Annotated in this window: 24 protein-coding genes; 9 read left to right on the forward strand and 15 right to left on the reverse strand. The window is 71.8% G+C overall.

The window, feature by feature from the left end:
• Window positions 1-53: 53 nt before the first annotated feature.
• Entirely contained in the window at window positions 54-332 is a 279-nt protein-coding gene (locus AB0M76_RS25455) for a GlsB/YeaQ/YmgE family stress response membrane protein (RefSeq protein ID WP_365955050.1), read from the reverse strand.
• A gap of 149 nt (window positions 333-481) precedes the next feature.
• Between AB0M76_RS25455 and AB0M76_RS25460 the strand changes: the two genes are divergently transcribed.
• Together AB0M76_RS25460 and AB0M76_RS25465 are read left to right on the forward strand one after the other, a co-directional pair.
• The gene (locus AB0M76_RS25460; protein ID WP_365955051.1) at window positions 482-844 is read left to right on the forward strand and encodes a DUF3099 domain-containing protein; all 363 of its coding nucleotides are present in this window, start codon (window positions 482-484) and stop codon (window positions 842-844) included.
• 146 nt (window positions 845-990) lie between these two features.
• On the forward strand, window positions 991-1257 hold the full coding sequence (locus tag AB0M76_RS25465) for a hypothetical protein (protein ID WP_365955052.1): 267 nt from the start codon (window positions 991-993) through the stop codon (window positions 1255-1257).
• A gap of 163 nt (window positions 1258-1420) precedes the next feature.
• Here the strand turns inward: AB0M76_RS25465 and moaA are convergent, their stop codons facing one another.
• The 3 genes from moaA to AB0M76_RS25480 all read right to left on the reverse strand — a co-directional run bounded on the left by moaA (window position 1421) and on the right by AB0M76_RS25480 (window position 4597).
• Entirely contained in the window at window positions 1421-2410 is a 990-nt protein-coding gene (gene moaA, locus AB0M76_RS25470; protein ID WP_365955053.1) for a GTP 3',8-cyclase MoaA, read from the reverse strand.
• 193 nt (window positions 2411-2603) lie between these two features.
• Window positions 2604-4235 carry a cation acetate symporter gene (locus tag AB0M76_RS25475; RefSeq protein ID WP_365955054.1) on the reverse strand — a complete coding sequence of 544 codons (1632 nt, stop codon included), beginning with the start codon at window positions 4233-4235 and terminating at the stop codon, window positions 2604-2606.
• Window positions 4232-4597, reverse strand: a complete 366-nt coding sequence (locus tag AB0M76_RS25480) for a DUF485 domain-containing protein (protein ID WP_365955055.1) — start codon at window positions 4595-4597, stop codon at window positions 4232-4234. Before AB0M76_RS25480 ends, AB0M76_RS25475 begins: the two co-directional genes overlap by 4 nt.
• 262 nt (window positions 4598-4859) lie before the next feature.
• On the opposite strand from AB0M76_RS25480, the gene AB0M76_RS25485 reads away from it, so the two are divergent.
• Complete coding sequence (locus AB0M76_RS25485; RefSeq protein WP_365955056.1) at window positions 4860-6413, forward strand: S8 family serine peptidase; 1554 nt, start codon at window positions 4860-4862, stop codon at window positions 6411-6413.
• 78 nt (window positions 6414-6491) lie between these two features.
• Here the strand turns inward: AB0M76_RS25485 and AB0M76_RS25490 are convergent, their stop codons facing one another.
• The 3 genes from AB0M76_RS25490 to AB0M76_RS25500 all read right to left on the reverse strand — a co-directional run bounded on the left by AB0M76_RS25490 (window position 6492) and on the right by AB0M76_RS25500 (window position 9216).
• Window positions 6492-7535, reverse strand: a complete 1044-nt coding sequence (locus tag AB0M76_RS25490; protein ID WP_365955058.1) for a zinc-dependent alcohol dehydrogenase family protein — start codon at window positions 7533-7535, stop codon at window positions 6492-6494.
• Window positions 7536-7591: 56 nt separating this feature from the next.
• A complete protein-coding gene (locus tag AB0M76_RS25495; protein WP_365955190.1) occupies window positions 7592-8194 on the reverse strand; it encodes a lysoplasmalogenase in 603 nt (200 codons plus the stop codon).
• 80 nt (window positions 8195-8274) lie between these two features.
• Entirely contained in the window at window positions 8275-9216 is a 942-nt protein-coding gene (locus AB0M76_RS25500) for a sterol desaturase family protein (protein ID WP_365955059.1), read from the reverse strand.
• Window positions 9217-9329: 113 nt separating this feature from the next.
• Here AB0M76_RS25500 and AB0M76_RS25505 point away from each other — a divergent pair, with 113 nt between their 5' ends.
• Window positions 9330-12422, forward strand: coding sequence for an NACHT domain-containing protein (locus AB0M76_RS25505; RefSeq protein ID WP_365955060.1), 3093 nt, complete (start codon window positions 9330-9332; stop codon window positions 12420-12422).
• A gap of 27 nt (window positions 12423-12449) precedes the next feature.
• Here AB0M76_RS25505 and AB0M76_RS25510 read toward each other — a convergent pair whose 3' ends face one another.
• From AB0M76_RS25510 to AB0M76_RS25525, 4 genes are read right to left on the reverse strand one after another with little or no spacing between them, the layout of a single operon-like run.
• Window positions 12450-13667 carry an amidohydrolase family protein gene (locus AB0M76_RS25510; RefSeq protein WP_365955061.1) on the reverse strand — a complete coding sequence of 406 codons (1218 nt, stop codon included), beginning with the start codon at window positions 13665-13667 and terminating at the stop codon, window positions 12450-12452.
• The gene (locus AB0M76_RS25515) at window positions 13667-14956 is read right to left on the reverse strand and encodes an amidohydrolase family protein (RefSeq protein WP_365955191.1); all 1290 of its coding nucleotides are present in this window, start codon (window positions 14954-14956) and stop codon (window positions 13667-13669) included. The genes AB0M76_RS25510 and AB0M76_RS25515 overlap by 1 nt, the downstream gene beginning before the upstream one ends.
• Window positions 14957-14980: 24 nt before the next feature.
• Window positions 14981-15865, reverse strand: a complete 885-nt coding sequence (locus tag AB0M76_RS25520) for an SDR family NAD(P)-dependent oxidoreductase (protein ID WP_365955062.1) — start codon at window positions 15863-15865, stop codon at window positions 14981-14983.
• Entirely contained in the window at window positions 15865-16662 is a 798-nt protein-coding gene (locus tag AB0M76_RS25525) for an acetoacetate decarboxylase family protein (RefSeq protein WP_365955064.1), read from the reverse strand. Before AB0M76_RS25525 ends, AB0M76_RS25520 begins: the two co-directional genes overlap by 1 nt.
• A gap of 122 nt (window positions 16663-16784) precedes the next feature.
• Here AB0M76_RS25525 and AB0M76_RS25530 point away from each other — a divergent pair, with 122 nt between their 5' ends.
• The 5 genes from AB0M76_RS25530 (at window position 16785) to AB0M76_RS25550 (ending at window position 20490) form a co-directional block, all read left to right on the forward strand.
• Window positions 16785-17414 carry a helix-turn-helix domain-containing protein gene (locus tag AB0M76_RS25530; protein ID WP_365955065.1) on the forward strand — a complete coding sequence of 210 codons (630 nt, stop codon included), beginning with the start codon at window positions 16785-16787 and terminating at the stop codon, window positions 17412-17414.
• Between the two features lie 119 nt (window positions 17415-17533).
• On the forward strand, window positions 17534-18511 hold the full coding sequence (locus AB0M76_RS25535) for a DEDDh family exonuclease (protein WP_365955192.1): 978 nt from the start codon (window positions 17534-17536) through the stop codon (window positions 18509-18511).
• A 63-nt stretch (window positions 18512-18574) separates the two neighbouring features.
• Complete coding sequence (locus AB0M76_RS25540; protein WP_078613516.1) at window positions 18575-18808, forward strand: hypothetical protein; 234 nt, start codon at window positions 18575-18577, stop codon at window positions 18806-18808.
• 121 nt (window positions 18809-18929) lie between these two features.
• Entirely contained in the window at window positions 18930-19724 is a 795-nt protein-coding gene (locus AB0M76_RS25545; protein ID WP_365955066.1) for an SURF1 family protein, read from the forward strand.
• A 10-nt stretch (window positions 19725-19734) separates the two neighbouring features.
• Window positions 19735-20490: an SDR family oxidoreductase gene (locus tag AB0M76_RS25550; protein ID WP_365955068.1), complete on the forward strand. Its 756-nt coding sequence runs from the start codon at window positions 19735-19737 to the stop codon at window positions 20488-20490.
• 17 nt (window positions 20491-20507) lie between these two features.
• Here AB0M76_RS25550 and amaP read toward each other — a convergent pair whose 3' ends face one another.
• Genes amaP through AB0M76_RS25570 form a run of 4 tightly spaced genes read right to left on the reverse strand, consistent with a single transcriptional unit; the run spans window position 20508 to window position 22305 of the window.
• Complete coding sequence (gene amaP, locus AB0M76_RS25555) at window positions 20508-21083, reverse strand: alkaline shock response membrane anchor protein AmaP (RefSeq protein ID WP_365955069.1); 576 nt, start codon at window positions 21081-21083, stop codon at window positions 20508-20510.
• Window positions 21084-21087: 4 nt separating this feature from the next.
• Entirely contained in the window at window positions 21088-21702 is a 615-nt protein-coding gene (locus AB0M76_RS25560) for a DUF6286 domain-containing protein (protein ID WP_365955070.1), read from the reverse strand.
• The gene (locus tag AB0M76_RS25565) at window positions 21699-22115 is read right to left on the reverse strand and encodes a hypothetical protein (RefSeq protein WP_365955071.1); all 417 of its coding nucleotides are present in this window, start codon (window positions 22113-22115) and stop codon (window positions 21699-21701) included. The genes AB0M76_RS25560 and AB0M76_RS25565 overlap by 4 nt, the downstream gene beginning before the upstream one ends.
• 7 nt (window positions 22116-22122) lie before the next feature.
• The gene (locus tag AB0M76_RS25570) at window positions 22123-22305 is read right to left on the reverse strand and encodes a hypothetical protein (protein ID WP_365955072.1); all 183 of its coding nucleotides are present in this window, start codon (window positions 22303-22305) and stop codon (window positions 22123-22125) included.
• Between the last annotated feature and the right edge of the window lie 2 nt (window positions 22306-22307).

Below are 22307 nucleotides of genomic sequence, written 5' to 3' on the forward strand. Positions count from 1 at the left end.
CGGAGGGGCCGGTCCGGACACCACGTCCGGCCGGCCCCTCCGTCGTGCCGCCCTCAGGTCATCTGCTTGCTGCCACCCCTGAGCGACTTGTAGACCATCTCACCGAGAGCCACGATCAGCACTGCTCCGGCAAGTTGCAGCAAGTGCCTGGTCCAGTCGATGCCCTTGGTTTCCCCGACGCCGATCCATACCGCGACGGCGTTGCCGAGGATGCCGCCGGCGATGCCGAACAGGGTGGTCAGCCAGAGGGGCTGATGCTGCTTGCCCGGCAGGACGGCCCGGGCTATGAGGCCCAGCACGAAACCGACGATGATCGCCCACAACCATGACATGTCGAGCCTCCTCGTGGCGCGTTGTGCGCATGTGGGCCCAGTTTCAACCTGTCCGGCGTACTGCGCATTTCGGACAGCCCCGTTCGGGGGACACCCCCTCTCCTCGCCGTGGGTGTGGCGGCGTACGGTGGGAGGATCCGGACCGGGGAGTGTCCGGCAGGCGGATCGGGCGGTGGAGCGTGGAGCGGAAGAAGCGGAACGGGGCCGGGGTCTTCCGGATCACCGGAGCCCGGATGGGCCTCGACGAGGACGTGCGGGGACGGCAGCGCCGGTACGTCATCTCGATGTCGATCAGGACGCTGTCGGTCCTGGCGACGGTGATCCTGTGGAACGTGGAACGTCATGTGGCGATCGTGACGCTCATCGCGGGCGCGCTGCTGCCGTACGTGGCCGTGGTCATCGCCAACGCGGGACGCGAGTCGACCCCCTCGCTGCCCTCACACTTCATCCCGTCACCTGTGCGTCCGGCACTGAACACGGGAAACCTCAATAAAAGCTCAGATCAATCATGAAGTTCCGGTGCACTGCACCGGGTCCTGCGTGACATACTGCCTACGCGCTCCGCATCCCCCGTCGGAGCGACGGACCGACGCCGGGCAGCTCCCCCCGTGGCTGCTCGGCGTCGCCCTTCCGTGACAGGGGTTTGTAGGGTTGAGGCGTGAACTCCCCTGACTCCCCCGACTCCGCTCGTTCCACCGGTCCCGTGGACGTGCCCACCTGCTCGGCCAAGGGCTGCCGCGATGCGGCCGTCTGGGTCCTGGCGTGGAACAACCCGAAGCTGCACACCCCGGAGCGCCGCAAGACCTGGCTGGCGTGCGGGGAGCACCGCGAACACCTCTCCCAGTTCCTGGGGGTCCGCGGTTTCCTCAAGGACGTCGTGAAGCTCGACGAATGGGTCCAGCCGGAGGGCTCGGAACGCCTCTGAGCGGCCTTGGTGAAGTGGGGTGCGTTTTCGCGTCGTCCGGTGCGGTGCATCGCAAGGCGGAGCGGCACGCTTGTACTGGACAACGCGGCGAGGCGCCGTGCCGGGCGGCGCGGGGGCGTGCCCCCACTTCCCCGAGGCCGCTTAGCCACCCCTGCCGGGGCCCTCAGCCGCCGATCGCGGACATCGGGCGGTCGGGCTGCAGGAAGGACGGGTCGTCGAGACCGGACCCGGCCTTCTTGCCCCACATCGCCACCTTCCACAGGCGGGCGATCTCCTCGTCCGGGGCGCCGGATCGCAGGGCTCCGCGCAGGTCCGACTCCTCGGTGGCGAACAGGCACGTACGGACCTGACCGTCGGCGGTGAGCCGGGTGCGGTCGCAGGCGCTGCAGAAGGGCCTGGTCACCGAGGCGATCACGCCGACGGTGGCCGGGCCGTCGTCGACCACCCAGCGCTCGGCCGGGGCGGATCCGCGCTCCGTGGCGCCTTCCTCGGTGAGCGTGAAGCGGGTGCGCAGCGACGTGAGGATGTCCCCGGCGGTGATCATGCCGTCGCGCTTCCAGCCGTGCTGGGCGTCGAGCGGCATCTGCTCGATGAAGCGGAGCTCGTACTCGTTCTCCACGGCCCAGGCGAGCAGGTCGGGGGCCTCGTCGTCGTTCAGGCCCGGCATCAGGACGGCGTTGACCTTGACGGGGGTCAGGCCGGCCTCGCGGGCGGCGGCCATGCCGTCGATGACGTCGCGGTGCCGGTCACGCCGGGTGAGGGTCTTGAAGACCTCGGGCCGCAGGGTGTCCAGCGAAACGTTCACGCGGTCCAGGCCGGCGGACTTGAGCGCCTGTGCGGTGCGCTTGAGGCCGATGCCGTTGGTGGTGAGGGACATCTTGGGGCGGGGCTCCAGCGCCGCGCACTGCTCGACGATCCCGACCAGGCCGGGGCGCAGCAGCGGCTCGCCGCCGGTGAAGCGGACCTCGGTGATCCCGAGCTGCGTGACGGCGATCCGGATCAGCCGGACGATCTCCTCGTCACTCAGCAGATCCGATTTCCCGAGCCACTGCAGACCCTCCTCGGGCATGCAGTACGTACAGCGCAGGTTGCACCGGTCGGTGAGCGAGACGCGCAGGTCAGTGGCCACGCGACCATAGGTGTCGAGAAGCATTTCAGGCCCCCTCCCCTGTCCGGTTCGTAGAGGTTCGCGCCACCTCGGAGAAACGCCTGGCGCCGTTATCGAGCCTACGCGACGCGTATGAGGCGTAGGGATGCCGGAATGAACGAGACACGACGTGGCCGCGTCGTAGGGAAGTACGACGCGGCCACGCTGTGTGTTCGGCCCATGTCACATGAGCACGGTCTCAGTGCGCGCCGGTTCCCGTAAGGGAGCGCACCTCGAGTTCCGCGAACTTCTGGGGGTCGGCCTTCTCCTTCGACAGGACGGTTCCCAGCCAGCCCAGCAGGAAGCCGAGCGGGATCGAGACGATGCCCGGGTTCTCCAGGGGGAACCAGTAGAAGTCGGCGTCCTTGAACATCGAGGTGGGCTTCCCGGAGACGACCGGCGAGAAGAGCACCAGGACGACCGCGGAGACGAGGCCGCCGTAGATCGACCACAGCGCGCCCTGGGTGCTGAAGCGCTTCCAGAAGAGGCTGTAGAGGATGGTCGGCAGGTTGGCGGAGGCGGCGACCGCGAAGGCGAGGGCGACGAGGCCGGCGACGTTGAGGTCGCGGGCGAGGGCCCCGAGGCCGATGGCGACGGCGCCGATCACGACCGTGGACCAGCGGGCCGCCCGGACCTCCTCCTGCTCGGTGGCGTTGCCCTTGCGGATCACGTTCACGTACAGGTCGTGGGCGAAGGACGAGGAGGAGGCGAGGGTGAGCCCGGCCACCACCGCGAGGATGGTGGCGAAGGCGACCGCGGAGATCACGGCGAGCAGGACGGCACCGCCCGTGGAGCCCGCGCCGCCGCCGAGTTCCTGGGCGACCAGCGGGGCCGCGGTGTTGCCGGCCTTGTTGGAGGCGATGATGTCGGTGCGCTTGAGCAGGGCCGCGGCGCCGAACCCGAGGGCGATGGTCATCAGGTAGAAGGCACCGATGATGCCGATGGCCCAGTTCACGGACTTGCGGGCGGCCTTGGCCGTGGGAACCGTGTAGAAGCGGATCAGGATGTGCGGCAGGCCGGCGGTGCCGAGGACCAGGGCGATGCCGAGCGAGATGAAGTCCAGCTTCGTCGTCGCGTCCTTGCCGTACTTGAGACCGGGCTCCAGGAACTTGGTGCCCTGGCCGCTGTTCTCGGCCGCCTTGCCCAGCAGGTCGGAGATGTTGAAGTTGAACTTCAGCAGCACCAGGAAGGTGATGAGCAGAGCGCCCGCGATGAGCAGGACGGCCTTGATCATCTGGACCCAGGTGGTGCCCTTCATACCGCCGATGGTGACGTAGAGGATCATCAGTAGGCCGACCAGCGCGACGACCGCGACCTTGCCGCCGTCGCTGGTGATGCCGAGGAGCAGCGAGACGAGCACGCCGGCGCCGGCCATCTGGGCGAGCAGGTAGAAGATCGAGACGACGATGGTCGAGGTTCCGGCGGCGGTACGGACGGGCCGCTGGCGCATCCGGAACGCGAGGACGTCGCCCATCGTGTAGCGGCCGGAGTTGCGCAGCGGCTCGGCGACGAGCAGCAGGGCGACCAGCCAGGCCACGAGGAAGCCGATGGAGTAGAGGAAGCCGTCGTAGCCGAAGAGCGCGATGGCGCCGGCGATGCCGAGGAACGACGCGGCGGACATGTAGTCGCCGGAGATGGCGAGGCCGTTCTGGAAGCCGGTGAACTGGCGGCCGCCCGCGTAGAAGTCGGCGGCGTCCTTGGTCTGGCGGCCGGCCCAGATCGTGATGATGAGGGTGGCGACGACGAACAGCCCGAACAGGGTGATGATCAGCGGCCGGTGCTCGGTGGCGCCTGCGGCCACGTTCGTCGCGAGGTGGAGGGTGCCGCTCATTCGCCGGCCTCCATCCGCGCCTTGATCGCCGCGCCCTTGGGGTCGAGCTTCGCGGCGGCGTGCCGGGAGTACAGCCAGGCGATGAGGAAGGTCGTCGCGAACTGGGCGAGGCCGAACACGAGGGCGACGTTGATGTTGCCGAAGAGCTTGGTCCCCATGAAGCCGCCGGCGTAGTTGGACAGCAGGACGTAGAGCAGGTACCAGACGATGAAGGCCACGGTGAGCGGGAAGGCGAAGGAGCGGTAGGAACTGCGCAGTTCGGCGAATTCGGCGCTCTGCTGGACGGCTGTGAACTCTTCGGCCGTGGGGCTCGCCGTGGTTGTTCCCGCGCTGCCGTGCGGCGGCGCTGCTTCGGTGGTCACGGGGGGTTCTCCTTGTGACGCGGGTGCGGTGGGGACGACGGACAAAACAACCTCCGTGTGGGGGGACGGTGGCGCTGAGTCCCCCTGCCCAACGGCACGGCCGGCGCGGCGGGACGGTTCAACACCTGTTGATTCTTCGGAAACTGATTTCTCGAACTGATGGCGGAAAGACGAACGGCGGCACTAGGTTCACCTGTCATGAACCCGTCGTCCTGCGCGACCAGACGCGGACGGCTTCTTTCACGGATGATGTGGAGAACCCATGGCTCAGCTGGGGTCACGATCCCCTAAGAGGCACGGTCGTATTGCCGTACCGGTCGGCCTGGCGCTCACCGCCTCGCTCGCCTTCCTGCCCTCGGTCGCGGCCTCTGCCGCCCCGCTGGGCAACACGGCGGGTACGGCGGCCGCGGCGAAGCCCGACACCACCGGCCCCAAGCTCTCGTACGTCGCGAACCTGAACACGTACGCCACGGTGAAGGCCGCGAACAAGGCCATCGAGCGGGCCGGCGGAACGGTGGTGACGTCCTATGAGCAGATCGGGGTCGTCGTCGCACACTCCCAGAACCCGGACTTCGCCAAGCAGCTGCGGGCGCAGCGCGGCCTGTTCGTGTCGGTCGGCGCCACCCGGACGGCCCCCCTCCAGCCGGTGCAGACCACCGAGGAGGGCACAACCCAGAAGCTGAGCGCGGCGGACGCCGCCAAGGCGGCATCGGCCGCCGCGGACGGTCAGGAGCCGCTGGAGCCCAACCAGTGGGACCTGCGGGCGATCAAGGCCGATCAGGCGCACAAGATCAACGATGGCAGCCGGGACGTCACGGTGGGCGTCATCGACACGGGTGTCGACGACACCCACCCGGATCTCGCGGCGAACTTCTCCAAGGGCCAGTCGGCCAACTGCGTCGGCGGTGTCGCGGACACCACCGAGGGCGCGTGGCGCCCGTACGCCGACGGCAGCGACCACGGCACGCACGTGGCCGGCACCATCGCGGCCGCGCGCAACGGCATCGGCATCTCGGGCGTCGCGCCGGGCGTGCAGGTCGCCGCGATCAAGGTGAGCGAGCCGGGCACCAGCCTGTTCTTCACCGAGGCGGTCGTCTGCGGCTTCATGTTCGCCGCCGAGAAGGGGATCGAGGTGACCAACAACAGCTACTACGTCGACCCCTGGCTCTACAACTGCAAGGCGGACGACGACCAGAAGGCGCTGGTGGAGGCCCTCGGCCGGGCGACCAAGTACGCCGAGCGCAAGGGTGTGCTCAGCGTGGCCTCGGCCGGCAACTCGAACCACGACCTGGCGTCGAACGCGATCCTCGACGACACGAGCCCGGACGACGGCACCCCGGTCCCGCGCACGATCGACCCGCACGTCTGCCTGGACCTGCCCACCCAGCTGCCGGGTGTGGTCACGGTGAGCGCGACCGGCGACCAGGGCTTCAAGTCGTACTACTCCAGCTTCGGCCTGGGCGTCGTCGACGTCGCCGCCCCCGGCGGCGACAAGTGGCAGGTCCCGGCCACGCCGGACGCCAACGGCCGCGTGCTGTCGACCCTGCCGGGCGGCGGCTACGGCTACAAGCAGGGCACCTCGATGGCCGGACCGCACGTCGCGGGCGTGGCGGCGCTGCTCAAGAGCGCGCACCCGTCGGCCACGCCGTCGCAGCTCCAGGCCATGCTGAAGGCCCAGGCCACCAAGGCGGCCTGCCCGGAGAAGGTCTACGACGGCACGGGCGCGCTGGTCGACGCCACCACCTGCCAGAGCAAGTGGGGCCAGACCGGCTACTACGGCTACGGCGTGGTGGACGCGCTGAAGGCCGTGAAGTAGCGGGTTGAACGGAAGGGGCCGGCCTGGGGGATTTCCCCCGGGCCGGCCCCTTCCGCCATTCTCGTGCCGTCAGGGCTTTCAGGGCTTGATGAGCACCTTCAGCGCGCTGCGGTCGTCCATCGCGCGGTAGCCGTCCGGGACCTCGTCCAGGGACACGGCCCGGTCGAAGACGGGCGCCGGGTCGATCGCGCCGCTCAGCACGTCCTCCAGCAGCTCCGGGATGTACGCGCGCACCGGTGCCACGCCGCCGCGCAGGGTGATGTTGCGGTCGAACATCACGCCGAGGTCGAGGCCGGTGCCGCTGCCGTGCGGGACACCGACGTAGCCGATGGCCCCGCCGTCGCGGGTGATGTTCACGGCGGTGCGCATCGACTGCTCGGTGCCGACCGCCTCGATGACCGCGTGCGCGCCCCGGCCGCCGAGGAGTTCGCGCACGGCCGCCTCGGCGGCCTCGCCGCGCTCGGCGACGACATCGGTGGCCCCGAAGAGCTTGGCGATGTCGGTACGTGCGGTGTGGCGGCCCAGGGCGATGATCCGCTCGGCGCCCAGGCGCTTGGCGGCGAGGACGCCGCACAGGCCGACCGCGCCGTCACCGACGACGGCGACCGTGGAGCCCATGCGTACGCCCGCGCCCAGCGCCGCGTGGTGGCCGGTGCCCATGACGTCGGACAGCGCGAGCAGCCCGGTCAGCAGGTGGTCGTCGGAGACGGCCTCGGCGGGCAGCGTCACCAGGGTGCCGTCGGCGTGCGGGACGCGGACGGCCTCGCCCTGGCCTCCGTCGTGGCCGACCGAGCCCCAGAAACCGCCGTGGTCGCAGGAGGTGAACAGGCCCTCCTTGCAGTACTCGCAGGTGCCGTCCGACCACATGAAGGGCGCGACGACGAGGTCACCGGCGCGCAGGCCGGACACGGCGGAGCCGGTCTCCTCGACGATGCCCAGGAACTCGTGGCCGATGCGCTGGCCGGGCTGGCGCGCGGCCTCACCGCGGTAGGCCCACAGGTCGCTGCCGCAGATACAGGCACGCAGGACGCGGACGACGGCGTCCTCGGGGCGCTGGATCGCAGCGTCGGGCACCTCCTCCACGCGTATGTCGTGCGGGGCGTGGATGACGGTGGCGCGCATGGTGGTGCAGTCCTCCGGTTCGGGATCGTTCAGTCTTGTACGACTGTGGAACCGTCCTACCGTACGCCTGCTTCCCAGGAGGTCGCGCCAGTGGCCAGCAGGTACTGGGCGGCGAGGTACGTGGCCATGATCCAGAAGTCCGGTCGGGGCAGCTGGGGCCATTCGGCGACACCGGTGGCGATGAGGGTGTCGGAGAGCAGGAACAGCGCGCCGCCGATCCCGGCCCGCAGGCCGAGGGCGCTGGAGCGGAACGCCATGGCGGTGAGCAGCAGGCTGTAGCCGGCCACGGGGATCCGCAGGTCGGCCGGCAGATCGGACCACAGCAGGGCGACGGTGCCGAGGAGGGCGAGCGTGTACGCGCCCCCGACCAGCGGGTTCGCGGGCCGCTTGCCGAAGAGGACGAGGTAGCAGACGTGCCCGGCGGCGAAGGAGCCCATGCCCACGAGGAAGGCGGGCTCGGCGTCGAAGAGCAGGGCCAGGTCCCCGCCCCAGCCGAACAGCAGGGCGACGAGCAGCAGCCGGGGGGCGCCGCGGGTGGCCATGTGGGTCACGAGCAGCGGCATCAGCAGCGGCTTGGCGATGACGTGCCCGAGGTGCCAGCCGGCGAGCAGCGAGCCGAGGTCGACGGCGGCGGCCACGGCGAAGGCCACGAGGGCGATGCGGCCGAGGCGCGGCCGGCCGGCCGGCGCCTGGTCCGCCGCCCAGGCGGGGGCGGGTCGGCCCGGGGACTCGGCGGTGCTCACGCGGTGGTCTCCTGTACGGCCGGGGCGGTGGAGTCGGCTGCGGCGCCGGCGGCCGGAGCGGGGGCGGGTGCGGGGGCAGGGGTTGATGCGGTGGCGGGGGCGGATGCGGCGGCGGGCTGCCAGCCGGGGCCGCGGAAGACGCGTCCGGCGCGCTCGCGCCAGCTGCCGGCGGCGCGGACGTCGCGGGCGATGGCCGCGTACTCGTGGGTGGCGACCCGCAGCGGGTTGTAGGTGCCGATGTTCTTGGTGAGCCCGTAGACGGGCTTGTCGGTCTCGCCCACCCAGGAGCCGAACATCCGGTCCCAGATGATCAGGATCCCGCCGAAATTGCGGTCCAGGTAGCCGCCCTGGGAGGCGTGGTGGACGCGGTGGTGGGAGGGGGTGTTGAAGACGTACTCGTAGGCCCGCGGCAGCTTGCCGATGCGCTCGGTGTGGACCCAGAACTGGTAGAGGAGGTTGATGCCGTAGCAGAACGGGATCGCGGCCGGGTGCACACCGAGGGCGACCATCGGCAGGTAGAACCACCAGGTGGTCGCGCTGGTCCAGGGCTGGCGCAGGGCCGTGGTGAGGTTGAAGTTCCGGCTGCTGTGGTGGACGACATGGCAGGCCCACAGGATGCGGATGACGTGGTGGAGGCGGTGCTGCCAGTAGTAGAGGAAGTCCTGGACGAGCAGCATCAGCAGGGCGGTCCACCACAGGAACGGCACCCGCAGCGGGGTCAGTTCGTAGACCGCGGTGAAGACGGCGACGACCGGGAGCTTCCACAGCAGGTCGAAGCCGATGCTGCCGAGCCCCATGGCGACGCTCGTGGCCGCGTCCTTGGTGTCGTAGCCGGCGGCATCCTCGTCGGGATGGAGCCGGTAACTCACCACCTCGATGACGGTGAGCAGCACAAAGGCGGGTATGGACCACAGCACGACATCGGGCAGGTTCGGCATGCCCGCACCATAGAGCGGGTTCGGGGGCTTCGCCAGGGGTTGTTACCGATCGGTATCCATCGGGGTTACCGGCGGTTCACGCGATGATGTCCGAGCCAAGGGGAGGGCAGGGGATGACGGGCTTCGAGACGGTTCTCTTACGGGTGGCGGGTACGGCGGCGGGGGCACTGGTGAAGTCCCTGCTGAGCCGGTCCCCGGGGGCCGGGCTGGCGGTGGATCCGGCCGCCCCGGTCCCGCGCTGGCGCCGGCCGGCGGAGCTGGGGGCGGCGGAGGTGCGCCGCCTCGCCGAGACACTGGCGGCCAGGCTGGGCGAGGCCACGCGCGGCCTCCCGGAGCACGAGCGCCTGGCGGCCCTCGACGCGGTGGGCGACGCCTTCGCGGCGCTGGGCCCGCTGAATGCGGAATCCCTCTTCGCGGCGGACCTGGACCCGCATGCACTGGCGGCGGCGCTGCCACCACCATCCGGTGCGGGCCTGAGCCGGCCGGCCGAGGCCGTCTACCGCGGCCTGGTCCGGCTGTGCTGCGTCCACGCGGTGGAGTACCTGACGACCCTGCCGGGCTTCGGGGCCCGGGCGGATGTGGAACTGGTCCGCCGGACGGGCGAGCTGGCGCGCGCGGTGGACCGGCTGGGCGACCGCTCAAACGGCGCCGCCTACGCCTTCGAGGAGCAGTACGCGCGCTACCTCGCCGAAACCCACAGCCGCCTCCAGCTGTTCGGCCTGACCCTCGGCCACGCTCGCCAGGAGTGGCCGCTGGACCTGGCCTACATCAGCCTGGCGGTGACGGGCGAGCAGCTGCTGGAGGAGCCGGGCCGCCACTCGGCGATGAAGACCGAGCTGGCGCTGAGCACTTCCGAGCGTGTACTGCTGCGCGGCCCGGCGGGTTCGGGCAAGAGCACCCTGGTGCAGTGGCTGGCCCTGAATGCGGCGAGACGGAGCTTCAAGCTCGGCCTGCGCCACTGGAACACGCTCGTCCCCTTCGTCCTGCGGCTGCGCTCGTTCAACTCGCCCGAGGGCCTGCCGATGCCGGAGAACTGGCTGCGCGCCTCGGGCGTGCCGCTGCGGGCCCCGGAGGGATGGGTCGAGAACCTGCTGTCCGAAGGGCGGGCACTCGTCCTGGTCGACGGCGTCGACGAGGTGCCGTCCAAGCTCCGCAGCCGCACGGAGGAGTGGCTGAGATCCCTGCTCACGGCCTATCCCAGGGCCCGCTACGTGGTGACCACCCGCCCGTCGGCGGTCCCGGAGGACTGGCTGACCGGGCAGGCCTTCTCCCTCCTCTCCCTGCTGCCGATGGAGCGCGCCGACGTGAGCGCGTTCATCACGCACTGGCACGACTCCGCCCGCGCCGAGTGCGGCTCCGAGGAGGAGCGGGACAGCCTGGACCGGTACGAGAAATCGCTGATCCAGTCCGTCGGTTCCCGCCGGGACCTCGGATGGCTGGCCTCGAACCCCCTCATGTGCGCCTTGCTGTGCGCCCTGAACCGGGACCGCCACATGCACCTGCCGAGGGCGCGCAAGGAGCTGTACGACGCCGCCCTGGACATGCTCCTCGTACGCCGGGACACCGAGCGGGACATCTCCGGTGTCGAGGGGGTGTACCTCAGCAGGGACGAGCAGACCCTGCTGCTCCAGCGGCTCGCGTACTGGCTCATCCGCAACGGCCAGGTGGAGGCGTCCTGCACGGAGGCCGAGGAGATGGTGGGCGAGTGGCTCGGCGCCATGCCCCAGGTACGGGCGCAGGCCGGCGCGGAGCAGGTGTTCCGGCACCTGCTGATCCGCAGCGGGCTGCTGCGGGAGCCGGTACCGGGGTCGGTCCACTTCGTGCACCGCACCTTCCAGGACTACCTGGGGGCCAAGGCGGCCGTGGAGGCACGGGACTTCGGCGTGCTGGTGGGCAACGCCCACGAGGACGCGTGGGAGGACGTGGTCCGCATGGCGGTGGGGCATGCCCGCCCCGACGAGCGCGCACGCCTGCTCCGGCAGCTGCTGCGGCGGGCCGACAAGGTCAAGCGGGACTACAGCCGGCTGGTGCTGCTGGCTGCGGCCTGCCTGGAGCACGCCCCGGAACTGGACCCCGAGGTCTGGCACGAGGTGGAGGCGCGTACGGCGCACCTGCTGCCGCCGCACTCGGTGGGGCAGGCCGAGGAGCTGGCCAAGGCGGGCGAGCTGGTCCTGGAGCTCCTGCCGGGCCCGAAGGGCCTGGACGAGCAGCAGGCCGCCGCCGTCATCCGTACGGCCGCGCTGGTCGGCGGGGAGCGGGCGCTCCAGGTCATCGCCGGCTTCCGGAGGGACGACCGCTACGACGTGGTCCATGAACTGTGCGACTCCTGGGGGCGGTTCCCCACCGATACGTACGCGGACGCGGTCCTGGCCGACGCCCCCGTGCGCGTCGGACATCTGCACGTCCGCACGCCGGAGCAGCTGGCCGCGCTCGGCCGGATGCCCCACATACGGCGGGTCCACCTCACCTGGAACGGCGCCGTCCCGACGGACATATCCGGGCGGCGGGACCTGGAGTGGCTCGTCATCCACCGCAATCCGAGCCTGACCGATCTCGCACCGCTGGCCGGGCATCCGACGCTGCGGCACCTCGGCGTGCTGGACTGCCCGGAGGTCACGGGCATCGAGGCGGTCGCCGAGCTGTCGGCGGACAGCCTCGCCTTCGGCTACCTCCGGGAGGGTCTCTCGCTGGCCCCTCTGGCGGCGGTCGACGGGCTCAAGTCCCTGGTCATCGGGTTCGAGCCGGCGCAGCGGTGGATCGGGGACGTCCCGGCGGCCGAGGGGCTGACCTCCCTGGCCCTGTGGCAGGGCGTCCGCAGGATGACCCTCGACGGGATCGAGCGGTGGCCGGGGGTGAAGGACCTGACGATCGCGGGCAGCCTGCAGTACCGGCAGCTGATCCGCTCGCTCCCGCTCCCGGGGCTCGGCTCCCTGCAGATCCGCCACGCCGCACCCGTGTCGGTCGCGGCTCTCCTGCCGTATCAGCGCCTGACCGAACTCGTGCTGATCAGGTGCGTGTTCGAGGGGACGCTGGAGCCGCTGACCGAGCTGCCCGGGCTGCGGCTGCTCGTCCTGCGCGAATGCCTCGGAACGGTGGACCTTTCACCCTTCGCGGAGATGGACGGGCTGGTCATCGAGGTGGACCGGCGCACCAGCGTGGCCGGCACCGAGAGCATCCCGCCGGAGCGGCTCGTGTACAAGAACTGAGCCGCCCGGCGGGAGCCGGTCACCGGTTCACCAGACGCGGACCGAGCCTCCCCGGGCGAAGGCCGGGCTCGTGGCCTCGGGGGGGATCCGGGTCAGCGGCTCGGCGATCTCCGAGACCAGGGGGCCGTGCTTCGCGGCGACCGCGTCCAGCAGGGGCAGGTCGAAGCCGTACACGCGGGCCGCGTTGCCGCCGGCCATCGCGGCGACCTCCTCCCGCGGGAGTCCTGCGTACGCGATGCGCAGGCCCTCGCGGGAGAACGGGGTGGTGCCCTCGTCGTGGGGGTAGTCGCTGCCCCACATGATCTTGTCGAGGCCGATCCGCTCCCGCAGCGGGACCTCGTGGGGGCGCATGAAGCTCGCCCCCACGAAGCAGTTGTCCCGCCAGACCTCGCTCGGGCCCTTGCCCATGGACTCCGCCAGGCCCGCCCCGAACTTGGCCTCCGCCGTGGCCGACGCCGCGACCAGGCGGCCGTGGTAGTAGTCCAGCATCTCCACGACCCCCGGGATCCAGCCGGAGCCCTGCTCCGTCAGGACCAGCTTCAGGCCGGGGTGGCGGCGGAAGGCCCCGCCGAAGATGAGGTGCCACAGGGCGCGGTGCGAGAACCAGGTCGTCTCGACCATGAAGACGGCCCGGGCGGCCGGTTCGTCGCCGAGCGGCGGGGACGCCGAGCCGCCGTGGTGGTTGACCGGGACGTCCAGCTCGTCGCACACCGCCCAGATCGGGTCGTACGCGGCCGAGTACAGCTCGGGGACCGACGAGCCGGGCGGGACGCCGGGCAGCAGGATGCCACCCGTCAGGCCCGCCTCCCTCGTGCGGCGGATCTCCTTCACCGCCGCGTCCACGTCGTTCAGCAGGATCTGGACCACGCCCGCCCGCCGGCCCGGTGCGTCCGCGCAGAAGTCCGCCAGCCAGCGGTTGTGGGCCTGGAGCCCCGCCCAGCGCAGCGTGTACTCCGCGGCCGTCGGAGGCTGGGCCATCAGCGAGGCCTTGGGAAAGAACGGCGGGATGGTGTTGGGGAAGAGGACCTCGGCCACGATGCCGTCCGCCTCGAGCTCGGACAGCCGGCGCGCGGAGTTCCAGTTGCGGTCCGCGGTGTCCGCGAGGAGGTCCTCGTACGGGTTCACGTACGTGGCGGCCCAGGCGTCGAACTCATCGTGGTACCGCTTCTCCAGGTACGGCTTGTAGTCCAGCAGGTCCGCGCCCGCGTGGCAGTCCGCCGAGATGACCGTGTAGCGGTCCGCCATCAGGCCACCCCCAGGACGGGGAAGTCGTGGCCCGTCAGCCAGTGGCGGCCCGTCGCCCGCGAGCGGGCCCACGAGGACTCCACGGAAGCCTGGTCGGCCGGCTGGCCCAGCTCCGCCGGGGCCGGGCCGATCCGGCGGGCGACCGGGGCCAGCTTCTGCGTGTCGAAGCCGAAGACGTCCGCCGCGGCCAGGCCCAGCATCCGGCGGGTCTCGCCGACCGGGATGTCGTGGAAGGTGTTCTTCAGCCAGGTCCGGGTGCCCGGCCAGGTGCCCTCGGGGTGCGGGAAGTCCGAGCCCCACAGAATGTTGTCCACGCCGATCTCGTAGCGCTGCGCGAGTTCGCGCCGCTTGGTGTTCGTCGCGCAGATGAACACCTGGCGGTCCAGGTACTCGCTCGGCGGGCGCTTGAGCTCCTCGAACGGCGACAGCTTCTTGCCGCCGTGCGCGCCGAGGTACAGCCGGTCCATGAACCACAGCTGGTTCGGCAGCCACCAGCAGCCCGATTCGGCGACGCCGAACTTCAGGCCCGGGTGCCGCTCGAAGACCCCTGACCAGAGCAGGAACCACAGCGGGCGGGCCGGCCACCAGGTGACCTCGGAGACGAAGATGCCCAGGTGGTCGCCGTACTCGTGGCGGGGCGAGGACCCCGAGTGGGTGACGATCGGCATCTGCGTCTCGGCCGCGGCGGCCCAGACCGGGTCGTAGCGGCGGTCGTGGTACGGCGCCTTGTCCACCCACATCGCGGGGATCATCAGCGCGCCGAGCCCGGACTCCTTGGCCCGGTGGATCTCGGCGACGACCTTCGAGGGCTCGCCCGTGATGGGCAGCAGGGCGACCCCGCAGTGCCGCTCGGGGGTCCCGGAGACGAACTCCGCCAGCCAGCGGTTGTGCGCCTGCGCGCCCGCCATGCCGAGCTCGGGGTCCTGGTCTCCGGAGAGCCCGAGGCCCACGCCGAAGGGGGCGGCGGTCTGGCTGTCCACGGCGTCGGCGTCCGGGAAGACGACCTCGGCGGCCACCCCGTCGCCGTCGAGTTCCTTCAGGCGCTGCGCCGTGTCCCAGCCGCCCTTGAGGCCTTCCTCGTGGTCGTGGAACCACTTCTCGGCGAAGGCCTCGTTGCGGACGCCGAGGCGGGTGGCCTCGGCGCGGCGGGCGTCGCGCTGGCCGAGGAACTCGTCGAACTGGGGGTGGAATCGGGAGTCGAGGTACGGGCGGTACTGCTCGGTGGGCAGGCCCGCGTGGCAGTCGGAGGAGATGATCAGGTACGGGTCTTCGTACGTGCTGTCGCTCACGGTCTCACTCACTGCAAACGCTCCTCAGTCGAGGATGAAGCTCTCCAGGTAGGCGGGGTCGGCGCGGTCGAGCATCGACTGCGACCGGGCGCGGATCTGCCGGTCGCTGTGCTCGCTCGCCGGGAGCATCCAGAAGCGGTCGGCGCGGATGCCGTCGACGACGTGCTCGGCGACCTCCTCGACCGGGGTGAAGTTCACCTCGTGGCCGGCCTTCTTCATCGCGGCCTCGTACTGGTCGAGGCTGCGGTACGGGGACTTGCGCGGCCGCTCCTTCGCGTACCGCTCGGGCCGGTTGCGGTGCGACTCCCACAGTCCGGTGCGCAGCATGTGCGGGCCGGGGAAGAGGACGGAGGCGCCGACGGCCGCGCCCTCCGCCTTGAGGTGGGCGTACAGCGACTCGGTCATGGTGACCACGGCCGCCTTGGTGACGGCGTAGACGGAGGCGGTGGGCAGCGGGGCGATGCCGCCGTCGCCGGAGGAGGTGTTGACGACGTGGCCGGGGCCGCCGGCCGCGATCATGCGGGGGACGGAGGCCTGGATGCCGTGGAAGACGCCCCAGACGTTGACGGAGAAGGCCCATTTCCAGTCGTTGGGCTCGTGCTCCCACATCCGGCCCTCGGCGCCGGAGCCCACGCCCGCGTTGTTGCAGAGCACGTGCACGGCGCCGAACCTGTCGTACGCGGCGTCGGCCAGCGCGATCACGGAGTCGCGGTCGCTGACGTCGACGAGCCGGGCGAGCACCTGGGCGCCGTCGGCGGCCAGCTCGTCGGCGGCCTTGCGCAGGGCGCCCTCCTCCACGTCGGCGAGGACGACCTTCAGCCCCTCGGCGGCGAAGCGGCGGGCCATGGCGAGGCCGATGCCGCCGGCGGCGCCGGTGACGACGGCCACCTGTCCCGGTTCGAGCCGCATCAGACGCTCCCCTCGGGCGGGCCGTCGAGGATCTGCATCGGGTCGTCGTAGCGCTGGTGGATGTACGGGAGGAGGGCCCGGGCGCTGACCCGCTCGACGACGCGGCCCTTCTGGTCGGTGGTCTTCTCGCCGATGGTGATCTCCACGATCCGGCGTACGGGGAGGTCGGCGACGGGGTCGAACATCGACTCGCGCAGCACCACGTCACCGGTGATGTGCTCCAGCTTGCGGACCTTCTCGTTGCGGGTGACGTGGACGAGCACCGGGTCGGCGTCGAAGCCCGAACCGTCCACCGCCGGAAGGAACTTGAAGTAGAAGTCGGTCTTGGCGGCGGGCTCGGGCAGCGGCAGTGCACGGTCCACCGCCCCGCGCACCTCCACGAAGGCGATCCCGTGCCGGGCCAGGGAGGCCCGTACGACGAGGCCGTCGCGCTCGACGCCGACCTCGCCCAGCTTCTTCGGCTCGCCGAAGACCTCGCGGCCGCCGGTCAGGGCCCGCTCGTGGGTCATCGGCATGACCAGCGGGTACCAGCCCTCGACCCCGCCGTGCTGCGCGGCGACGGCGACCGATCCGGCGCCGAGGGGGTAGCCGGGCAGGTCGACCTTGCTGATGTTGGCCCGTACGAGGGGCCGCTCGGCGGGCTTGAGCGGCGGCGGCAGGACCGCCGCCACCACGTCCGGGTCGCTCTCCCAGACCGCCACCACACCGGTGGACCAGATGTCGGGGAGCTTGGCGCTCTTCTCGCGCGACGCCGTGATCTCGGCCTCGGTGCGCGCTCCGTACCGTACGCGTGCCATGTCTCGCACCATCCCTCGTCTTGAGCGGATCGGTTCTGTAACACAGTTACACCGACACCGATGAAGGGTAAAGACCCCTGCACGGACCAGAACTGACGATCCGACAGATTGGCGGGACGGCCATGGCCAGAACCACGCTCACCCGCGACGAGGTACTGGAGGCGGCCGCCCGCCTGGTCAAGCAGCACGGCCCGGCCGCCCTCACGATGCGCAAACTCGCCGCCGAGCTGGGCACCGCGGTCACGTCCATCTACTGGCACGTCGGCAACCGCGAATCGCTGCTCGACGCCCTCGTGGAGCGGACCGTCCAGGACATGGGCGCGATCCGGCCGGCCGGCCGCACCCCCACCGAGCGGATCCTCTCCGTGGCCCGGATCCTGCGCCGCGAACTGCGCGAGCGGCCGCACCTGATCGCGATGGTCCACGAACGCGGGCTCACCGAGCGGATGTTCCTGCCCGCCCAGCAGGCCCTGGTCCACGAGGTGCACGCGGCCGGGCTGCGCGGGGCCCGGGCCGCCGACGCGGTGCGCGCGGTCCAGTTCCAGATCGTCGGCTTCCTGCTCGTGGAGCGCAACCGCGAGCGCTCCCCCGCCCAGTCCCCCGCCGAGAGCGACCTCTGGGACCCCACCGCCGCCCCCGACGACCCGGAACTCGCCAGCGCCCTGGCCCGCCCGGCGGATCCGGAAAGGCTGTTCCTGCTGTCCGTACGGGCCCTTGTCCACACCCTCCTGACCCGGGGCGCGGCCTGTTGACGCCTGCGGGCTCGAACAGCTCGCGGCGGGCGGCCTCGGCGCGGCGCCGGGGTGAGGGGCGGACGGCGACCGCTGACAGCCCATCGGGCCACGGGTGTCAGTCCGTGCCGATATCCTCTGTGACCATGCTCGACGACCGTACGACCGCAGAGACGACGTGGCCGACCGCGTACCCCGAGGGGTACGCGGTCGTCGACGTGGAGACGACCGGGCTCGCTCGCGACGACCGGATAATCTCCGCCGCCGTCTACCGGCTCGACGCGCAGGGCAATGTGGAGGACCACTGGTACACCCTGGTCAACCCCCTGCGGGACCCGGGGCCGGTCTGGATCCACGGGCTCACCAGCGACATGCTCCAGGACGCGCCGCTCTTCAAGGACATCGCCGAGGAGTTCGCGGGCCGGCTCGCGGACCGGGTGCTGGTCGCACACAACGCCATCTTCGACTGGCAGATGATCGCCCGCGAGTACGCGCGGGCCGACGAGACCGCACCGGTCCGTCAGCGGCTGTGCACCATCGCCCTTTCGAAGGAGCTGAACCTCCCGCTGCCCAACCACAAGCTGGAGTCGCTCGCCGCGCACTTCGGCGTGGTCCAGCAGCGCGCCCACCACGCGCTCGACGACGCCCGTGTGCTCGCGGAGGCGTTCCGCCCGTCGCTGCACGCCGCCGCCCGGGACGGCGTACGGCTGCCCCTGCTGGAATGCCGGCCGCTGACGGAGTGGTCGGACTCCCCCGTCACCCCGCGGATCGGGCAGCAGGCCTCGTACGGGAGCGGCAGCTGGCGGCCCTCGCGCAAGCGGCCGCCGTGCCCGCACCCGAACCCGGGGCGCTTCGAGGACGGCAAACCGCTGAAGCAGGGCATGCGGATCGCCTTCTCGGGTGACACCTCGGTGGACCGGGAGCTGCTGGAGGACCGGGCGATCGAGGCGGGTCTGCACGTCGCGACGAGTGTGTCGCGGCTCACGAGCCTGCTCGTGACGAACGACCCCGACTCGGCCACCTCCAAGACGGTCAAGGCGAAGTCCTTCGGTACGCCGGTGGTCGACGAGGCGGCCTTCACCCAGCTGCTGCGGGACGTGGCTGCGGCAGACGGGTGACCGTCGGGCGACTCGCCCGGCATCCGCTTCCGCGTTCGCCCGTCCGGTCCCACCCTGTGGCGCATGGCACGTTGTGAGGTCTGCGGAAACGATTACGGCATGTCCTTCGAAGTGCACGCGCAGGGCAGCGTGCACGTCTTCGACTGCTTCTCCTGCGCCATCCACCGCATGGCGCCCATCTGCGAGCACTGCCGTGTGCAGATCATCGGGCAGGGCGTCGAGGTCGAGGGCCAGTGGTTCTGCGGGGCGCACTGCGCCCGCGCGGAAGGGAAGGTGGGCATCGTCGACCGCGTGTGACCCTCCGGCCCTCCGACCCTCAGTGTGACGCTCCCCCGGTTTCCCTCCCCCGTTCCCCTTCCCGACCCCGGACGGCCACCCGGCCACCGGGGTCTTCCCGGCTGGGGGTACCGTCGTGGGCGTGTACCGCTTTGTGCTGACCCGGCAATGGGTGTGCCTCACCCTCGTCGCCCTCGCCCTCATCCCCGCGATGATCAAGCTGGGGTTCTGGCAGTACCACCGCCATGGGCACCGGGTCGCCCAGAACGAGCTGATCGCGTCAAACCTGTCCGCGAAGCCGGTTGCGATGACCGAGGTGACCTCCCCCGGCCACCAGGTCCCGCGGGCCGACTTCTGGCGTGCCGTCACCGCCACCGGGACGTACGACACCGCGCACGAGGTCGTCGTACGGATGCGCACCGACAACGACGACAAGGTCGGCTTCCACGTCCTGACCCCGCTGGTGCTGGCCGACGGCCGGGTGGTGCTGGTCAACCGCGGCTGGGTGGCCGGCGGCGACGACCCGCGCGCGTACCCGCCGGTGCCGGCCGCGCCCGCGGGCGAGGTCACGGTCACCGGGCGGCTGAAGGCCGATGAGACGAGCGGCGGCAGCGGCATCAAGGACCGCAAGGGCCTGCCGGACCGCCAGGTGATGCTGATCAACAGCGTCCAGCAGGCGGAGTACCTGGGCAAGCCCGTCCTCGGCGGCTACCTGGAGCTCACCGCCCCGGCCCCGGCGGGCGGCAGCCCGGAGACGGTCGCCGATCCCGACCACGACTCGATCGGCCCGCACATGGCGTACGCCGTGCAGTGGTGGCTGTTCGCCGCGTCGGTGCCGGTGGGCTGGCTGGTCCTCGTACGGCGCGAGAAGCGCGACCGCGCGGCGGCTGCGACGGCCGGCGCCACCCCCGAGCGGGAGCCGGCGCCGACGGCGTAGCGTGTCGGGCATGGATCTTGGACTGAAAGACCGCGTCTACGTCGTCACCGGAGCCACCCGCGGCCTGGGCTTCGCCTCCGCGCGCGAACTGGCGGCGGACGGCGCGAAGGTGATCGTGACGGGCCGCGACGCGGCGCGCGCCGCCGAAGCGGCGGCCTCGCTGGGTCCGAACGCGGTGGGGGTCGCCGCGGACAACGCCGACCCGGAGGCGGCGGCCACGCTCGTCGCCACCGCGAAGGAACGCTTCGGCCGCTTCGACGGCATCCTCGTCAGCGTCGGCGGCCCCGCCCCCGGTTCGGCGGCGAGCAACACCGACGAGCAGTGGGCCGCGGCGTTCGAAGCGGTCTTCCTGGGCGCCGTACGCCTGGCCCGCGCGGCGGCGGCCGAGCTGGGCGAGGGCGGGGTCATCGGCTTCGTCCTGTCGGGCTCGGTCCACGAGCCGATCCCGGGCCTGACCATCTCCAACGGCCTGCGGCCGGGGCTGGCGGGCTTCGCCAAGTCCCTGTCGGTGGAGCTCGGACCGCGCGGCATCCGCGTGGTCGGGCTGCTGCCGGCCCGGATCGACACCGACCGCGTCCGCGAGCTCGACGCGCTGTCGGGCGACGCCGAGGCGGCCCGCGCGGCCAACGAATCCGGCATTCCGCTGCGGCGCTACGGCACCCCGGAGGAGTTCGGCCGCTCGGCGGCGTTCCTGCTGTCGCCCGCGGCCTCGTACCTGACGGGCATCATGCTCCCGGTCGACGGCGGCTTCCGGCGCGGCTTCTGAGTCCCCTGGGCCCGCCGTCAGGTGACGCGGCGGGCCCGGTGGGAGGTGATACGGAAGCGGGCCTCCGCGGGGAGTCCGGGGAGACCCGCCGACCGGCGGGCGTGGTTCAGCACCGGCCCGGCCAGCGCGGCCAGCGCATCGGCCGGCACGGCATGCGGCTCCAGCTCCAGCTCCACCTGCAGCTTGGGCGCACCGCGCCGGCCGCGTCTGCCCTGCCGCCCGCGCAGTGCGACGCTGCACCGGGCGACCCCGTCCAGCGCCCCCGCCTCGGCGGCCATCGCCTCCTCCAGCGCCCTCCCCCGCAGCACCGCGAACGCCCCGTCCCCGGTGTCCACCACCAGCGCGGGCAGCCGCGGACGCCGCAGCTGGGCCAGCAGCCACCACAGCGTGAGCACCACGCACACCCCGAGCCCGGCGAGCAGCGCCCACCACCACCAGCCCTCGGCATGCCAGTACTGCTGCCGGGTCGCTTCCGTCAGCAGCGGCTCGTGGCTGCCGCCGAGCGGCCGGAACGCCGTCAGCAGCGTCACCCCGGCCGCCAGCAGGACGAGGCCGATGATCCCGAGCAGGATCCGGTTCACCGTCCCGAGCATCCCCTCACCCCTTCCCGACGGCGGCCCGGGTGACCCGTACCCGCGGCTGCGGCGGGTGGGCGAGGCCCAGTTCCCCGATGCCGACCGCGAGTACCGCCTCCAGGTCGGCCCTTACGTCGTCCAGCTCGCGGAAGTGCGACGCGGCCCGGACCGCGACGTGGGACCGGCCCACCGCGACCCGCGCCGACTGCACCCCGGACACCTCCATGGCCCGGTCCCGCAGCACCTGCGCGGCGGCCTTCCGCCCGAGCCCGGCCCGTACCCCGGCGTCCGGGTCCGCCGGCCGCATCGGCAGGATCCCGCGGAGCCCGGGGGCCAGCGCGAGGAACAGGAGCACCGCCCCGGCCAGGGCGAGGGCCCCGGCGCACACGAGCACCCACGGGTCCGCGGGGGTGTGCCGCTCCAGCTGGTGGGCGAGTTCGCGGCGCCACTCCATCCCGGGACGGCCGGCCCGTACGGCCGCGAGGTCGTAGAGGAACAGGCCCGCCACCCCGAGCACGGCCAGTGCGGTCAGCGCGGCCGGGATCCGCCGGGCCGACCGGAACCGGGCGACGTGGACCGGGGCCCGTCCGGGATCCGGGTCCGGGACCGGGGCCCGGCCGGGAGCGGGCGCCGTCACCGCAGCTTCCGGTCCCGTACGGCGGAGCCGGGGGTGTGCGCGGTGTGCAGGTGCTCGATGTCGATGTCCACCTCGGGTACGGACATGGCGGCGCACTCCTCGATACGGAGGACGACCCGGCGGCGTACGGCCGCGCACTGGGCGGCGAGGTCGGAGGGGTAGTCGAGCTCGAGGCTCACCCGCACCCGGGCGATGTCGTGGTGCACGGTGACGGTGGCGTGCGGGGCGGCCGGCCCGGCGGACCCGGCGGTGCGCTTCGCCTGGCCCGCGGCCGTCGGCGGCCCGCCCGGCGGCGCGGCGAGCGCCTCCCGGGCGGCCTGGGCCGCGATCTTGGCGACGACCCGGTCGGCGATCCGGGTGGCCCCCCGGTCGCCCGGCGGCACCCGCGGCGGGGTCGCCCGTGGCGTGCTCATCGGGGCCTCACCTGTCACGGTCGCGGGGGCGGAAGAAGTCGCCGAATTCCAGGTCCCCCTCCAGGAACCGGCCCACGACGAAGCCGACGGCGCCGAGCGCCGCCACCAGCAGGAAGGCCCCAAAACCACCGAAGTATCCGGCGAAGGCCAGCGCCATGCCGGCGAAGAGGCCGACGACCGCCATCCTCATAC

The organism is Streptomyces sp. NPDC051364 (genome assembly GCF_040682115.1).
Lineage (GTDB): Bacteria > Actinomycetota > Actinomycetes > Streptomycetales > Streptomycetaceae > Streptomyces.

Coding starts and splice junctions, on each gene's coding strand:
- AB0M76_RS25455 (WP_365955050.1), bottom strand. CDS start 332: ATGTCATGGTTGTGGGCGATCATCGTCGGTTTCGTGCTGGGCCTCATA.
- moaA (WP_365955053.1), bottom strand. CDS start 2,410: ATGCTTCTCGACACCTATGGTCGCGTGGCCACTGACCTGCGCGTCTCG.
- AB0M76_RS25475 (WP_365955054.1), bottom strand. CDS start 4,235: ATGAGCGGCACCCTCCACCTCGCGACGAACGTGGCCGCAGGCGCCACC.
- AB0M76_RS25485 (WP_365955056.1), top strand. CDS start 4,860: ATGGCTCAGCTGGGGTCACGATCCCCTAAGAGGCACGGTCGTATTGCC.
- AB0M76_RS25490 (WP_365955058.1), bottom strand. CDS start 7,535: ATGCGCGCCACCGTCATCCACGCCCCGCACGACATACGCGTGGAGGAG.
- AB0M76_RS25500 (WP_365955059.1), bottom strand. CDS start 9,216: ATGCCGAACCTGCCCGATGTCGTGCTGTGGTCCATACCCGCCTTTGTG.
- AB0M76_RS25505 (WP_365955060.1), top strand. CDS start 9,330: ATGACGGGCTTCGAGACGGTTCTCTTACGGGTGGCGGGTACGGCGGCG.
- AB0M76_RS25510 (WP_365955061.1), bottom strand. CDS start 13,667: ATGGCGGACCGCTACACGGTCATCTCGGCGGACTGCCACGCGGGCGCG.
- AB0M76_RS25520 (WP_365955062.1), bottom strand. CDS start 15,865: ATGCGGCTCGAACCGGGACAGGTGGCCGTCGTCACCGGCGCCGCCGGC.
- AB0M76_RS25525 (WP_365955064.1), bottom strand. CDS start 16,662: ATGGCACGCGTACGGTACGGAGCGCGCACCGAGGCCGAGATCACGGCG.
- AB0M76_RS25530 (WP_365955065.1), top strand. CDS start 16,785: ATGGCCAGAACCACGCTCACCCGCGACGAGGTACTGGAGGCGGCCGCC.
- AB0M76_RS25540 (WP_078613516.1), top strand. CDS start 18,575: ATGGCACGTTGTGAGGTCTGCGGAAACGATTACGGCATGTCCTTCGAA.
- AB0M76_RS25550 (WP_365955068.1), top strand. CDS start 19,735: ATGGATCTTGGACTGAAAGACCGCGTCTACGTCGTCACCGGAGCCACC.
- amaP (WP_365955069.1), bottom strand. CDS start 21,083: ATGCTCGGGACGGTGAACCGGATCCTGCTCGGGATCATCGGCCTCGTC.
- AB0M76_RS25565 (WP_365955071.1), bottom strand. CDS start 22,115: ATGAGCACGCCACGGGCGACCCCGCCGCGGGTGCCGCCGGGCGACCGG.
- AB0M76_RS25570 (WP_365955072.1), bottom strand. CDS start 22,305: ATGAGGATGGCGGTCGTCGGCCTCTTCGCCGGCATGGCGCTGGCCTTC.